This is a genomic window from Lysinibacillus sp. FSL R7-0073, assembly GCF_038009065.1.
GTDB lineage: Bacteria > Bacillota > Bacilli > Bacillales_A > Planococcaceae > Lysinibacillus > Lysinibacillus fusiformis.
The window spans coordinates 1,845,055-1,860,867 of record NZ_JBBPAS010000001.1; the positions used below are offsets into that span (position 1 = coordinate 1,845,055).

Here is a 15,813-nt window from a genome sequence, read left to right on the forward strand (position 1 = left end):
CAAACAGCTATAAAATTGCTAGTTTGCTATCATAGAAACAGGAGGGACGTTGTAGGGTCAAGATTTACAACAGCTGGTACGTAGAGGAACGCTAGATAAAATTGAAAATGACATCCAAGAAATAAAGACAGATATCCATGTGTTAAAGAATGAATTCCTAGAGGTAAAGACAGATGTCAATATGTTAAAGATTGAATTGAAGAGCTAAAGACAGAGGTTCATACACTTCAGAAGGATACTAAATAGCTAAAGGATGGACAAGCAGAACTTCAAAAAACATTGTCGAGAATTTGGGTCAATTTACGGAAAAAATCGGGCTTCCGATAAAGGATCATACAGGGGTGTTAAATATGCGTATGTTTGAAATAGAAACCGTCATCCACCGACTAATTAATATATAATGTCTTGCTTTATTAGGTCAAATCCTATAAAGCTTTTTTTTATGGTCATTATTTTGGAGGGTTTGCCAAAATAAATAAACGACAAACGTACACATATTGATTATAAATAATGCGACCAGCTGCCATAATCCAATTAAAAAAGTGACCATGTATAAATCAAAGGCTGCTTCACCGAGAGGCATATTTGTGAAGGGCGTTAATTGACTATAATGCCACACGAAATAACAGGCTAATGCAGTACCTTGTCCTACATAAATAAAGATCCAATGGATATAAAATGATATTTTTAGTCGCCAGCAACAAAGGAACAGGTTCAAGACAATAATGAATAGTGGGAACAGGAATATTTGAAACAAACTTTCAGCTATTTGAGTCATAAATAATAAATTGTAGCTAAGCTGAATGAATGGCAAAAGTACTAGGTTGATGATGATTAGGCTGAGCAGTTGTGTACGAGTCACTATATTCCTATCCTTTCCTTGCCTCATTTTTACATAAGGACGTTTGAAAAAAAGAATGGTTTCGCACAAAAAATCTCCATGCATAATTTCTACGCATGGAGATTTTCGCCTAATAGTGATAAATATTTAATTGCATACCAGCCTCAAGTCGATCTGACCGCAACTGATTCCACTGCTTAATAGAAGTCACATTGACATTATAGACCTCGGCGATATCAACTATGGAGTCCCCATCCGTGACCGTAATTGTTTTCTTATCCTTTACGGGGCTGTCATATTGTTGTAGGTCATACTGAGCGATAAGTGAATTCAATTTTTCGTTATATTTTGAATCAGTGGCATAGGAGCCTGTTAAAAACTTGGTCGCATCTGTATAGGATTTGGTGTTACTTTTGAAAACACCTGCATAAAATTCCTTGTTCCACGAAACACCATTTCGCATTAGCTTTACATAGTCCTGCATAGAAGCCTCATAGGAAGGGTATTTACGGAAATCAGCCATAATGGTCGACAAATTACCTGATCCATCATCCTCTGACGTTTCAAGTTTTACGGAATTATTTTGATAGCTGCCTTTCATGCCAAACAGATTATAATTGGGGGCAGAGCCAAGGCCACTTTGTCCGCTCTCGCTTTCGAGAATGGCTTGTGCAATCATCACGGATGCATACAAGTCATTATTGGCACCAAGATTTCGTGCAGTTTCAGCGATTTTGCCAATAAATTCTTCCGCACTCGGGCGATCATCAATGACGACAGGCTCTTCTTTTTCTGTCGTATTAAACAACTGTGTCACCATAAAAAACGAAATACAAATAACAACGACAGCAATCATAAGTCCTTTAAAAAAATTAACAACGTATTTCATGGTAGGCTTGATGTTGGTAGTGACCACATCTCCCTCCCTTCTATTAAAAGTTTAGCTATCTCTTATTATGACAAAGAGTGAAAGAGAAATAAAGAAGTGTAAAAATAAATAGCTTTTATCATTAATAGAACGTTGCGAACGTTAAATAGTTCCATGTCATTCCGCTGAAATGTCTATCTTAAAATTTTGAGACATAAATTGTTTAAATCTCTCAAAATATTGTTCGGAAGCCTCCCAGCGCCTAGTATTTAAAAAAGCTATTTCGTGGCGACCAAAATGGTTAGGTGGTTGGTAGTGCCGGGAAACATAGGATGGATTTTCTAATGAATAAAAATAATACGCTTCATCAGGCGTTTGAATTTCAATACGAGCATGAATGAAATCACCATCTTCATCTGTATAGGCATGACGGAAACTATAATATTTAGAGCCGTCCCAGAAACCATCTTCATCCTCGTCAAGCCCTTGAATTTCCGGATGTTGTAAAATATGTTCTACATATTGAATCTTGATTGTAGGCACATAAAGGGTAGCAACATTTACACAAGTTAATAACATGATCCAGTGATCCTGAATATCCACTAAATGCTCCTGAGGTAAATCCGTAATGTCCCACCATTCATCTCCTTCATCTAATGATTTTCTCAATAGGGAGACGGTTTGATCCTCATTGAGCCAAATAAAGTAATGATACTGGGAAGTTTTCATATAAATGCTATCATTCGTGTTGTCTCCGTCACCTTCGATATGAGCTCGCTGAACAGTGAAATGCACACCTTGTTCCTCAAAATCAAAATAAGGCTTGTCTCCAGTCATCAAAATACACTCTGTTAGCTTTAGAATATTTTCCACATCGATGTGATTGTCCGTAAAATATACATGAGTTGCCTTCTTGATTTGGGGGATTCCCTGTAAATTAGACAGAGCGGAACGTCCTTCTTTAAGGATATTCACCAATGTGACGAATGAAAATTCAATATCTTCTTCATCGTCATCCATATCATAAAAAACCTCGTCTATTAACACATCTTCTATACGGATGGGGAGTTCCTGATAAACACCATCTCCGTGCCAAACGTTGACGATACATGGCAGTGACTTCTGTCCATTGACGTTGAAGCGATACTCATCATCTTGAACTAATACTGTTGCCTGAAGATGACCATTGACAATCGTTTCCCCGTGATTATAGGAGCCACACAAAATATCCTCTACTGTCAGGTGTCCGTGAACATAGATTTCCTGACCACCTACAGCTATATTTTTAGCTGTCAAATTGCCCATCACCATAAGTCCTATTGCACCATCTGTCTCTGCATTGTATAGATTATCTACCGTCAAATGACCTTCAATAAAAATAATGATCACATTGTCTTGCTGTGGGAAAGGAATGTCCCAATCCAAATCAAGAAAAGGAAGCTGCAAATCGCCTTTATAGTACGCTGCGAGATCATCATCACTAAAATCCGTGTAATGGCTAGCCCACCAAGAGTTTTCTGGGAACTTATCAGCCAGTTTGCTAATAGGTATAAATTGAAAGACATTACTCATATTTCATAACCTCCCAATTGCCGTTTTTTTTATCTTCTCATACGGAGGAATTAACAGTCAATTTAGTAGATTGGTAGAGTTATGTGTAATTGGGAATAAAATGCTATGATAAATCTCAAAGAGGTTTTACTACCATTTTTACCAATGGTTGAGAAATTAGGGGTAAGGTGAACCAACTAGCTTTTGTACAAATGTTTGGAAGGGCTACTATTTGTGAAATATATAGACGAATACGAATTTACTATTTCATGAGCGAATTATAAGGAGATGACAGATGATAACATTTGATAATGTCTCAAAAATGTATAGTAACGACCATGTGGCTGTCAAAGCCCTCAATGTGGAGATTAAAAGAGGTGAATTTTTCGTTATTATCGGCCCGAGTGGATGTGGCAAAACTACTTTATTGAAGATGATCAACCGATTAATTCCATTGACTGAAGGAACTATTTGGATAAATGGAAAAAGAGTTAGTGATTATAATATTCACGAGTTACGCTGGAGTATTGGCTATGTGTTACAACAAATTGCTCTTTTTCCGCATATGACCATCCAAGAGAATATTGCAATTGTCCCAGAATTAAAAAAATGGAGTAAAACAAAAATTCAAAAGCGAGTAAATGAGCTATTGGAATTGGTGGGACTTGAGCCTGAAAAATATCGTCACCGCAAGCCAAAGGAGTTATCTGGAGGGGAGCAGCAAAGAGTGGGCGTTATTCGGGCATTAGCAGCTGATCCAGAAATTATTTTGATGGATGAACCTTTCAGTGCATTAGATCCCATTAGTCGTACGAAGTTACAGGATGATCTACTGGATATGCAGCGTAAGATTCAAAAAACCATCGTCTTTGTCTCACATGATATGCAGGAGGCACTGAAGCTAGGTGATCGACTATGTGTCATGAAAGATGGAGAAATTGTTCAAGTTGGATCTCCCCAAGAAATTGTAGAAAATCCTGTGAATGATTTTGTCCAACAATTTATAGGGGTAAATTCAGTCAACAATAGGTTTGATATTCGGACTGTTATGCAACCATTCGTAAATGTTAGTGAGCTAGGGGATACTATTGCTATCAATGAGCCCATCACAACCATTCTTGAAAAACTTACGGAGCATAACGTTCTTGGCGTGGAAGAAGATGGAGAGATGATTGGGTTGGTGACTCGAACAACTATACTGCAATTTGTAGCAAAGGATTTCAGGGAAAGAGGTCGAGCGCATGACTAATTTTGTGGCAATGTTTCAGGAACGAAAGGAACAGCTTCTGTCAGCCTTACTCGAACATATACAAATCTCCTTCATAGCTCTATTTTTTGCCATCATTATTGCCATTCCTCTAGGTATCTATTTAACCAATAAAAAGAAAATAGCGGAAACTATTATTGGTATTAGTGCAGTGCTACAAACGATTCCATCTCTAGCGTTACTTGGGTTATTAATTCCACTATTCGGTATTGGGAAAGTTCCTGCCATCATTGCCTTAGTGGTCTATGCGCTTTTACCGATTCTCCGAAATACTTATACAGGGATTAAGGAAGTGGACCCTTCATTGAAGGAGGCAGCATTGGCAATGGGCATGAACACACCTAAACGTTTATTGAAAGTTGAATTGCCCCTTGCTTTGCCTGTCATCATGGCTGGTATTCGAACAGCTATGGTATTAATTGTTGGAACAGCCACATTAGCTGCTTTAATTGGAGCAGGTGGTTTAGGGGATATTATTTTACTAGGCATTGATCGAAATAATACCGCACTCATTATTTTAGGGGCTGTGCCTGCTGCGATATTAGCATTGATCTTCGATGTTTTACTGAAAAAGCTTGAATCGCTGTCATTTAGAAAAACAGTAACAACCGTTAGTATAGTAAGTATTGCTGCTTTGATGATGATCTTCATTCCACTGCTAAATAGCAAAGACCAGGATGAAATTGTCATCGCTGGAAAACTTGGAGCGGAGCCTGAAATTCTCATCAATATGTATAAGTTATTAATTGAGCAGGATACAGACTTAACGGTGCAATTAAAGCCAGGACTTGGAAAAACTTCATTTGTATTTAATGCGTTGAAATCTGGTAGCATTGATATATACCCAGAATTTACAGGCACAGCCATCTCGGAATTTTTAAAGCAGGAAGCAATCAATAACAACGAGGCAGATGTCTACCAGCAGGCGAAAGATGGTATGCTAAAGCAATTTGATATGATTATGCTTAGTCCGATGAACTATAACAATACGTATGCGTTAGCAGTATCGGAGGATTTGGCTGAAACATATCAACTACAAACGATTTCGGACCTTAAATCGATAGAACAGGCTGTTAAAGCAGGATTTACATTAGAATTTAATGATCGTGAAGATGGATATATCGGGATTCAAAAACGCTATGATATTGCCTTTCCATCTATTGCAACAATGGAACCTAAGCTACGCTATCAAGCGATTGAATCGGGAGATATTAACCTACTTGATGCTTATTCAACGGATAGTGAAATTCGTCAATACAAGCTCCGCGTATTAGAGGATGATCAAGCGCTGTTCCCGCCCTATCAAGGAGCCCCATTATTACGGCAAGAAACGCTTATCGAGTATCCAGAAATTGAAGCATCTTTGAATAAACTGGCTGATCAAATTTCTGATAATGATATGCGAGAAATGAATTATCAAGTGAATGTAGAAGGAAAGCTAGCGGCAGAAGTAGCAAGAGAGTATCTACTAAATGCCGACTTATTGAAATAAACGATCAGGACCCTCTAGCATTAATGTGCTAGAGGGTTTTATTTCTATCAATAATAATTTAATGATAAACGTTAATTTATTATTGATAGAGACAAATGAAACTGTATAATAAAATAGAAGGAAGGGGATGCTGACAATGGAGAAAACGATTCAGAGTAAAGAATTTCAATTGTTGACTAAGGGACTTCGTACGATTTTTACGATCATCATGGTTCTCATGATTTTTGGCATGGCGTTAATGACAGTTATTTGGGTTGGCGCAATGATTGTGTCAGAAAATGATGTGAATGTTTGGTTAGCCAAGGCAAGTGTGACTGCTTCCATCCATTTTGAGGGGTTGGAAATGCTGCTGTCCGAGCAGACAGTTCAAGATATGCACTACTCGAAAATAGCTGTCGTGAAATTATTATTAACTGCTACAATATACATAACTATTTTATTTTTGATGGTTGTTCAAGTAAGGAATATTTTAAATAATTTATCAAAAGGGATCATATTTTCGTTAGATAATAGTAAAAAAATAGAAAGAATTGCGTATTGTGTGATAGTCTTGAGCTTAACTGTGAATGCATTTCGTACATATATCGTTTATCTAATGATGCAACCATTTAAGCTTGAATCGCTTTTTGTACAAACGGATTTTATTACAGGGATCAGCTATCATTTCACAGGCATTAATTGGACACTATTACTATGTGGTTTGGTGATTTGGACCATTGCGCGTATTTTCCGTTACGGTGCTTTTCTCCAAGATGAATATGATGCAACAGCTTAGGAAGTGAAAATATGACCATAATTATTCGCTTAGACCGGATGCTAGCGGATCGTAAAATGCAGCTGAGCGAGCTTGCAGAGAAGGTTGATGTGTCGATTGTCAATCTTTCAAATTTAAAAACAGGCAAGGTAAGAGCCGTGCGTTTCTCTACTTTAAATGCCATCTGTAAGGCTTTGGGCTGCCAGCCGGGGGATATATTAGAGTATGTTGAGGATGAAGATTAGTTATCGTAGCATCTAAACATAGCAGCAAGAAAGGGTTTTTGAAAAATGAAGGTTTTCAGTTTTTTATTCATCGCCATTGTAGCAGAAGTTTTTGCTAGCTCCATGCTCAAGCGTACCGAAGGCTTCTCCCGTTTTTGGCCATCTCTCGGTGTGGTGGTCGGCTATGGAACGGCCTTTTATTGTTTAGCCTTAACCTTAAAAACCATCCCCATTGGCACTGCCTATGCAATATGGGCAGGGTTAGGCACAGCACTAACGGCTATTGTAGGAGTTGTGCTATATAAGGAAATATTCAATCGTAAGAAGGTACTAGGGATTCTTTGTATTATTGTAGGTGTCGTGGTGCTCAATCTTGCGGGTGGTCATTAGGAGGCTAACGCGATGAAAGGCTATTTATTTTTATCACTTTCGATTATTAGTGAGGTCTTTGCGACAACAATGCTGAAGCTATCGGACGGCTTTACTGTTCCAGGACCATCTGTGGCGGTGGCGCTTGGCTATGGAATATCATTCTATAGTCTATCATTATGCTTAAAAACCTTGCCATTAAGTCTAGCCTATGCCATCTGGTCAGGTGTCGGCACCGCCTTGACAGTGATTGTAGGCATTGTCATTTGGAACGATTTGTTTAACCTCTATTCTGCGCTTGGAATCGCACTCATAATAGGCGGCGTTATTTTGCTGAATCAAGGAGATCGAAATGGCAGAGAGACCGATAGCAAAGTGGAAGTAACGGATAGCATGCGAGAATAGACGGATAGAACCAGCAAAGTGAAGGCTAGCATGCGGGAACGGGATATTAGCTTTTTTGGGGGAGGAGGATGTTAATGAAGGCTATTATTTTTGATTTTGACGGGACGATTATTGATACAGAAACAGCTTGGTATACGGTTTTTAAGGATGCTTATGCATCATATGGTGTGGAATTATCGTTAGAGACGTATGCGAAATGCCTTGGGACAAATCTTCAGGATTTTAATCCTTATACTTATCTCATTACACATCATCAGATGGATTTGGATGTGGAGGCATTTCGAACAACTATTCAGGGAAGGCATGCGGAGCTGATGGAATTGGAAGTGATACGACCTGGTATTTTAAATCTTTTGCAGCAAGCAAAGAAAGCGGGTTTAAAAATGGGTCTTGCAAGTAGCTCAAGCCGTCAATGGATTGATCGGTTTGTGGATGCATTGGATATACGAGAGTTTTTTGATTGTTATTGTACGGCTGATACGGTGACAAATGTTAAGCCTGATCCTGAGCTGTATTTGCAGGCGCTTGAACAGTTAGGTGTAAGTGCTAGTGAAGCGATAGCTATGGAGGATTCGCCAAATGGAGCACGTGCAGCTTTGGCAGCGGGCCTTCATACGGTAGTTGTTCCCAATACCATCACCAAGCAATTACCTTTTGCTACAGGTCATCATACAATAGATGATTTAGAACAATATGATTTAGAAGATCTACTGGCATGCTTTGTCAAATAATGATTTGCTTCGAACCTCTAACCATTCATTTCGTTTGGTAGAGGTTTTTTTAGTTTCTTTGTGAAAAAGTCGTCATATTATTTATCTGTACATATTATAACGAGAGGGCAACTTACGGGGACCAAGATACTTATTCAGACTAGAAAGGGGGGCTACGATTTGAATAGTGAGAAAAGAAGAAATCATTTTTTATGCGAAGCTTTGTGCGATTTGAAGGATCTTCAGGATATTATGATGGATTTTCATTCTAAATATTTCGGTCAGCTGCTTGTAAAAATAGTTGGGAGTGATACGATTCCGTTTTTTTTAATTACCAATAGTGGCGCTCATTTAAGGTTAATGGATACGGTAAAGAATTTTGAAACGGAGTTTTTCCGTATAGAGGATGTCGATAAAGATCGATATCGGGGCACGGTGTCATTGCTGCGCGCCTTTGACTATGAGGGGAACGATACAAATTTCCTTGCAGATGTAGTGAGGCTAGAAAAAACAAGTACAGAAAAATCCATTGAACTTAGTGGCATTTCAGCGATTCAGCTATTGAAGCCAGATATGCTAAAAGGGAAATTTATCATAGAACCTAAATGGTAGCATCATATTAAACTACTAGAGCTAGAGCATCTGTCTATATGAAAGGGATTAAGAGTGAATGTATTAGAGAGAGAATCTAATGAAAGGAAGTTTAGCTATGACGATTATTGGTATGTTGCATCATCGACTTGATCCAACGACAGTTCTCAAGTCTTATGCGTATGCAGCAGTTGCAAAGGCAGAAGGGGCACAGTTTTTTTATTTTACACCTAAAAGTGTTGATTTTGCGAAACGTTCCATTCGAGCTAAGGTTTATGAGGATGGGCAGTGGCAGGAAAAATCAATGCCCTTTCCAGATGTTATTTATAATGCGGGGAGTCCCGAGAAGTTATCTGTGTCCAAAGAGATTATTGATCGTTTAAAAGAAGAGATTCCCTTTACGACGTATTCGATAGGAAATAAATGGAATGTAATGAAGCGATTAAAGGAAGCTAAGGAATTTGAACAGTATTTGATTCCTTCTGAAATTGTCAAGGATGCCGATGTATTTCATAAGTTTATTAATTATTATAAAAGGGTTGTGTTTAAGCCAATTGATGGTCGTAAAGGAAAAGGAATTTATTTTATTACGAAGGCGGGACCGAAGAATTTTGAGGTGAAAAAGGATAGTACGAATACAATCTATTCAAAGCCTCAATTAGATGCCTTATTAAAAGAGCAGCTTGCGTCAGGTACTTTTATTATGCAGCCTTATATTCAATCGATTACAAAGGCAGGTCAAGTATATGATTTCCGTCTGCATGTGCAAAAGAATGGTGAAGGTAAATGGGTGGTGACGACTGTCTATCCTCGGATTGCTCCAAATGGCTCTATCATCCCGAATATTAATAATGGAGGATTCACCAATTACTTAGATCCATTTTTAGAGCAAGAGTTCAAGGAAGAAGCTTACAACATTCGGCGAATGCTAGAGCATTTTTCTTTAGCACTGGCACATCATCTAGATGAAATACAAATGGAGAAATTCGGGGAGGTCATTGATGAAATTGGCATTGACGTCGGTTTAGATCATCAACAAAAAATTTGGATGTATGAGGTTAATTGGCGCCCAGGCTGTCCTCCTGCTTTTTATTTAGAATTAGATGTTGTGATTAATTCCATTCGCTATGCGATGTATCTAGCAAAAAATCAAAAACCTGTAAAAAAGAAAATTGTTCAACAGAAAAGCAATCAAACGGACGTCAAAAAGGATATTGTACAACCAAAAAGCAATCAAGTGGAGATCAAAAAGAACCTACCTATTATTGCCATTACGGGAAGTGCGGGAAAAACAACAACCAAAGCATTTGTCGGTTCGATTTTATCAAAAAAATGGAATGTGTTTGAATCAAAGGATTATTGGAATACGACAGAGCATACAAAAAAGCATAAGGAAGAAATCAATGATTCTCATCAGGCTGTCGTATTAGAATATGGGATGGCCTACCCAGGTATTATTACGAATCACTGTAGCATTATTCAGCCGAATATTAGTATTGTGACAAATATTGGTTTAGCCCATGTAGGTAACTTTGATGGGGATGTAAGAGGAGTTGCGAAGGCGAAATCTGAATTGATTCATGGAATGGATCAACAAGGGCTATTAATATTGAATAAAGATGATGAGAATTCAAAATATTTAGAGACACAGCAATTTAAAGGGAAAATGTTAACGGTAGGTATAAAAAGTGATGCTGATTACCGAGCATATGATCTTCAGTATAAGGATATTGGCATGTCCTTTAAAATGAAGCTACATGGGCAAGAAATAGAATTGTATATTCCTATACTGGGAGAGCATCATGTTTATAATGCCCTTAATGCTGTAGCGGTAGCTGATTATTTAGGGTTTAGTCCATTGGATATTCAGGCGGGGCTCAACTTTAAAAAGCCACCAAGACGATTAACGATTTATAACTTGCGCGATGATATTACGGTCATAGATGATACTGTTCACTCCCATCCACAAGGAGTCCGAGCAGCCATTGATGTACTGACGAATATTGCTAAGAAACGAAAAGTGGCGATTATTGGACAAATGCGTGAGCTTGGGGTGTTGAGGGAAGAAGAATATCGGAAGGTTGGCGAGTATATTTATGAGGTAGGCATCGATGAATTCATCACCTATGGATTTAGGACAGATGAAATGAGCAATGCAGCGATTGAAATGGGCATGGACCCATCTAGGGTACACCATTTTATTAATAAAGATGCCTTGCATGCACTGCTAGATAAACTGATCAAGCCTCATGATACGATTCTCGTCAAGGGTGCTAGTAAAACGAATATGTTTGAAACGGTGAAATATTTGGACCAAACATTAAAAGATGAATAATTAATTACGTTAAGGTAACTGAATGGATATAAAAACCCGAGTAACTGTCCACTGGCAAGCGGCAATTATTCGGGATTTTTTTTCATACTCTTAAAATAAACTTAATTTCTTTGGCGGCATTTGTTGCATGATTCCGAGCTTCAGATAAGGTTGAACCTTGTGCAATGACATAGGCATAACGGTGACCCATTGATAAAGGGGGGGTTAATAAAGTACCTTTCCTTGGCTTAACATAAACCTCAACCACTCCAGTTGAATTCGTCGCTCTTGTTCTGCCAATCACTTTTTCTAAAATTCCTTTGCTTTCCACAATGACATATTTTGTGTAAACAAACTTTTTATGTCTAGGCTTAAGATTAGGCTCTTCGCCAAGTAGGAGCTTGAGTGTTTCTTCCACTAAACTAAATCCGAGAGCTGCATGAAGCATATTGTTCATGGCACCTCCAGAAATCCTTGGGTTAATCTCAATGAGTTTCCAGCCGTTTTTTGTCAATCGTAGCTCCAAATGAAGAGCGCCATTTTCTATATCAAAAGCTTTGACGATGGACTGAAGAACTTCCTCAATGCCTGCCTGAATATCCACAGGAGCTTTCACTAATACTCCATAGCCTGTTATGATAAACCGTTTCCCTTGAGTAATTTCCTGCTCAATAATGCCAATTACATGTGATTGCCGTTGATATACGACCGCCTCCACTAAATATTGAGGGCCTTCCAAATATTCTTCAATCATAATCGTTTCATAGGGGTTTTTACTGCGCAATGCTTTGAGGTGGTTATTCAGCTGGTCGGCATCTGTTGCTAATAGTACATCTTTTGAACCTGTTGACTTTGGTGATTTCACGATTAATGGAAATGTTAAATTTTTCGCAATGGGTTCATTAGGCCTCATGAGTGAAAATTTTGGAGAGTATGGTTGGTCTTTTAAATAATTTCTGGTTTTTTCTTTATCCTCCATAATTTCAATTGCAGAGGAGGATGTATAGTTATGACAAAATTCATCACATAGCATTGAAGCAACATGGACAAATGGATCAACAAAACTAACGATACTTTTTATCTCTAATCCGGTTTTCCCTAGTTTATCAATTTCCTCTTTCATTCTCTCGATATTCAAAGTATCAATGAGTATCATTCTATGAATATCGGGGTAAGATCGGCGCTGCTGAAGTTGTTTTTCATTATTGGTGAAAAGTATTGTGAAATAGCCTAATCTTTCTGCTGCTCTTGTTGCTTCACGACTAGACCCGGATTTGTTTGTACCGATAAATACAATCGCTTTCAGGTATATCACTCCTTCTATTGGTACTTAGATACTTAATCACCTTTATATATATGCTACGAAATAGTTTTCTTCTAGTTGTGTATCTTGTCTACATCCAAGCAACTTTTAAGAGGTTACATATACTAGAAAAGAAAGGAGGGAGAAAAGATATGAAGCCTCTTTCGGTGAAAAATTTAGCAATGATTACGGCGGGCTATTTAGTGCAAGGGTCTGAGGAAATGCTAATACAGCATGGTGCTTATCGATTAAAACAAGTGAAAAAGCCCAATACGGCCCTTTTTACAAGTAAACGTATTGTTAATTGGAAAAGTCTTGAGCCACTTTCTCCTCTTGTAATAGTGACCGACAGAGCATATCGGCCAAATGACATTCCAGCCCAGATCTTCATCATACAGGTTGCGAATGTAAATGAGGCATATTGGAAGTTTGTTCATTTTTATCGCAATCAGTTTCATATCCCCATTGTTGCGATTACTGGTACTTCAGGCAAAACAACGACGAAAGAGATGATTAAACATATTCTATCTGCTGATCGACAAGTGACAGCAACGACATTAAGTAGTAATTCAAGAACGGCTTCATTACAATACTTACTGAATATTGAAGAAGACACAGGAGCTGCTGTATTTGAAACAGCTGTTGGCTCACCAGGGGATGTCACGAATGCCGGGAAGTATTTCAAGCCGACTATTGGGATTATTACTAATATTGGTGCCCATCATTTGAATTATTGTAAGACGCTTGAAGGCTATATTCAGGCAAAGGGAGAAATGCTAGACATCATTCAACCTAAAGGAACCCTCATCATAAACGCCGAAGATATGAATACTCAAAAATTAGATATCTCTAAGTTCAATGGGCGCATAGTGAAAGTAGGCATCCATGATTCTTGTCACTTTCGGGCGAGCCATATCCAATACTATCAAAAGGGTATGAACTTTAAGTTGCATCATAATAGAAAAATCTATGACATTTTTGTACCAGGATTTGGTCAACATCAAGTATACAACGCCCTTGCTGCCATTGCAGCTGCCTATGAAATAGGAGTACCCATTCCAGTTGCCGCCAATCAACTTCAATCTTTCCGACAATTGAAAAAGCAATTACAGCTCTTTGAGGGCATTAATCATTCCATGCTTTTAGATGATACATGGAGTATTACTACAACTTCCTTAGAGGCGGCCTTAAAAGTGTTGAATGAGCTCGGAGAAGGTAAGAAAAAAATTGCTGTTATTGGCACTATTACCGATTTGGGTTCATGGGGCTATATTATTCATGAGCAGGCGGGTGAATTAATTCAACGTATTGGTGTGGATGTGCTCATTACTATTGGAGAGCATGCGCGAATTATGGCTGATCATGCGGTGAACTTAGGGTTTAACGCTCCTGTGTATACCTATAAAAATAGCACGCTTGTTTATCCATTGTTGCAGAAAATTGTGGATGAAAATACGATAGTCCTTATAAAGGGTGATATGTATAGTGAACAGATTTCGAAATTAGCAGCTGATCTTAAACTTAAACCCCCACCTCCCACAGTTTAGCTCACTTCTTCATTTATAGGATATTAACTGTGTCATATAGAATGCCACTCTAATAAGGTATAGTAATTGATCAGAAATGAAGCATTCGTGATCAAGAGAATTAATAGGTCTGAACAAGATTGATAAAGAAAGGAGGCGTAGTACACTTGCAATCCATTAGTGTGCAAAAAATTAGAAGCGTCCTACAGGGGGAAATTATCCATGGATTAGATCAATGGTCTGTGAAGCATGCAATCTACTATAATCGACATGATTTAACTCACAATCATACACTTATGTTTGTTAGTCGAAGTGATAAAATCAATTGGCAAGAGATTGATAGAAAGGGCCCCTCCCTTGTCATTTCCGATAAACCGGCTACTGAGTTGAAAAATGCATTAGATAATACAACGGTTTTACACGTCAAAAGCGTTGCGCAGGCATACTGGACATTTATCGAATATTATCGTGGCCTTTTTCAAATACCGGTTGTGGCATTGACTGGAACTTGTGGTAAAACGACAACGAAAGAGATGCTAAAACATATTGCTAGTAAACATTGGCAAGTGCAAGCATCTGTTAGCAGTAAAAATGAGCCAAGGCAATCATTGCCCTATTTGACGGGCGTTGATGAAAAAACACAGGCTGCCATTTTTGAACTAGGCTTGGGGAATACGGGTAACATAAAACATCAATGCATGATCTATCAGCCGACTATCGGCATTATTACGAATATTGGTGTTCACCATTTAGATGGCTGTCTCAATCTTGAAGGTTATATTAAAGCGAAAGCAGAGATAGTAGAGGGAATTCGAGCAGATGGTACACTAATAATTAATGCAGATGATGCCAACATCCAAAAAATATCATTACAAAAATTTAAAGGGAAAATTATTAGATTTGGCTTACAGAATACGGCTGATTACAAAGCTTCCGCTATCCAATTTGCTCATACAGGCATGAAATTTGTGCTAGAAGTAGCAAACACTAAGTATAATGTGTTTGTGCCTGGTTACGGCGAGCATCAAGTATATAATGCGTTAGCCGCCATTGCTGCCTGTAGCGAAATGGGACTTTCCATACGTCAGGCTATTGCAGGGTTAAGAACCTTTAAACAAATGGCGAGACATTTAGAATTTACGACTGGTATAGGTGAAAGTACGATTATTGATGATACGTGGACCAACAATCCGACTTCTGTCGAAGCAGCTTTGAAAGTGTTAGACACAGTAGGAAAAGGAAAAAAAGTCATTCTTGTGCTGGGGGATATAAAGCGATTAGGAAATTTTGAAGAAAAATATCATCGGGAAATTGGCTCCAAAGTAGCTGAAAGACAGATAGATACATTAATTACGATCGGCAAAAGGGCAGAGGCAATTGCCGACCAAGCAAAAAAAGATGGAACTAAAGCAGAGGTTCATACGTTTAAAGATGTAACAGGTGTTTTAGAATTATTGAAACCAAAGCTTGACGCGGACACGATTGTTCTCATAAAAGGACCGATGTCGAGTAGATCCATGATTGAATTTGCCAACAATCTTAAAAATTTATCCTAAATAAAAGGGGTGTCTCTACTAGTTGAGACACCCTACCATTTA

Annotated in this window: 14 protein-coding genes; 11 read left to right on the forward strand and 3 right to left on the reverse strand. The window is 38.3% G+C overall.

Features of this window, described 5'->3' with window-relative positions; genetic code table 11:
* Window positions 1–971: 971 nt before the first annotated feature.
* Window positions 972–1,757, reverse strand: coding sequence for a glucosaminidase domain-containing protein (locus tag MKY88_RS08780; RefSeq protein ID WP_258268355.1), 786 nt, complete (start codon window positions 1,755–1,757; stop codon window positions 972–974).
* A gap of 129 nt (window positions 1,758–1,886) precedes the next feature.
* A complete protein-coding gene (locus MKY88_RS08785; protein ID WP_340813441.1) occupies window positions 1,887–3,281 on the reverse strand; it encodes a hypothetical protein in 1,395 nt (464 codons plus the stop codon).
* A 274-nt stretch (window positions 3,282–3,555) separates the two neighbouring features.
* Here MKY88_RS08785 and MKY88_RS08790 point away from each other — a divergent pair, with 274 nt between their 5' ends.
* From MKY88_RS08790 to MKY88_RS08830, 9 genes are all read left to right on the forward strand, one after another.
* Window positions 3,556–4,509 (forward strand): ABC transporter ATP-binding protein, encoded by a 954-nt coding sequence (locus MKY88_RS08790; protein WP_291758469.1) that lies wholly within the window; start codon window positions 3,556–3,558, stop codon window positions 4,507–4,509.
* Window positions 4,502–6,019, forward strand: coding sequence for an ABC transporter permease/substrate-binding protein (locus tag MKY88_RS08795; protein ID WP_340813443.1), 1,518 nt, complete (start codon window positions 4,502–4,504; stop codon window positions 6,017–6,019). Before MKY88_RS08790 ends, MKY88_RS08795 begins: the two co-directional genes overlap by 8 nt.
* 136 nt (window positions 6,020–6,155) lie before the next feature.
* Window positions 6,156–6,794, forward strand: coding sequence for a DUF2975 domain-containing protein (locus tag MKY88_RS08800; RefSeq protein WP_291758473.1), 639 nt, complete (start codon window positions 6,156–6,158; stop codon window positions 6,792–6,794).
* Window positions 6,795–6,805: 11 nt separating this feature from the next.
* Window positions 6,806–7,018 (forward strand): helix-turn-helix domain-containing protein, encoded by a 213-nt coding sequence (locus tag MKY88_RS08805; protein WP_008175687.1) that lies wholly within the window; start codon window positions 6,806–6,808, stop codon window positions 7,016–7,018.
* Between the two features lie 45 nt (window positions 7,019–7,063).
* Window positions 7,064–7,387 carry a DMT family transporter gene (locus tag MKY88_RS08810; RefSeq protein WP_069480925.1) on the forward strand — a complete coding sequence of 108 codons (324 nt, stop codon included), beginning with the start codon at window positions 7,064–7,066 and terminating at the stop codon, window positions 7,385–7,387.
* A 12-nt stretch (window positions 7,388–7,399) separates the two neighbouring features.
* Complete coding sequence (locus MKY88_RS08815; RefSeq protein WP_069480926.1) at window positions 7,400–7,771, forward strand: DMT family transporter; 372 nt, start codon at window positions 7,400–7,402, stop codon at window positions 7,769–7,771.
* Between the two features lie 68 nt (window positions 7,772–7,839).
* Window positions 7,840–8,502 carry an HAD family hydrolase gene (locus MKY88_RS08820; RefSeq protein ID WP_414673995.1) on the forward strand — a complete coding sequence of 221 codons (663 nt, stop codon included), beginning with the start codon at window positions 7,840–7,842 and terminating at the stop codon, window positions 8,500–8,502.
* A gap of 159 nt (window positions 8,503–8,661) precedes the next feature.
* The gene (locus tag MKY88_RS08825; protein WP_193831594.1) at window positions 8,662–9,093 is read left to right on the forward strand and encodes a hypothetical protein; all 432 of its coding nucleotides are present in this window, start codon (window positions 8,662–8,664) and stop codon (window positions 9,091–9,093) included.
* Between the two features lie 79 nt (window positions 9,094–9,172).
* Window positions 9,173–11,407 carry a YheC/YheD family protein gene (locus tag MKY88_RS08830; protein WP_328202015.1) on the forward strand — a complete coding sequence of 745 codons (2,235 nt, stop codon included), beginning with the start codon at window positions 9,173–9,175 and terminating at the stop codon, window positions 11,405–11,407.
* Between the two features lie 82 nt (window positions 11,408–11,489).
* Here the strand turns inward: MKY88_RS08830 and MKY88_RS08835 are convergent, their stop codons facing one another.
* A complete protein-coding gene (locus MKY88_RS08835; RefSeq protein WP_069480930.1) occupies window positions 11,490–12,701 on the reverse strand; it encodes an ATP-grasp domain-containing protein in 1,212 nt (403 codons plus the stop codon).
* A gap of 140 nt (window positions 12,702–12,841) precedes the next feature.
* On the opposite strand from MKY88_RS08835, the gene MKY88_RS08840 reads away from it, so the two are divergent.
* Complete coding sequence (locus MKY88_RS08840; protein WP_291758483.1) at window positions 12,842–14,236, forward strand: Mur ligase family protein; 1,395 nt, start codon at window positions 12,842–12,844, stop codon at window positions 14,234–14,236.
* Between the two features lie 146 nt (window positions 14,237–14,382).
* A complete protein-coding gene (locus tag MKY88_RS08845; protein WP_193831597.1) occupies window positions 14,383–15,771 on the forward strand; it encodes a UDP-N-acetylmuramoyl-tripeptide--D-alanyl-D-alanine ligase in 1,389 nt (462 codons plus the stop codon).
* Window positions 15,772–15,813: the final 42 nt, after the last annotated feature.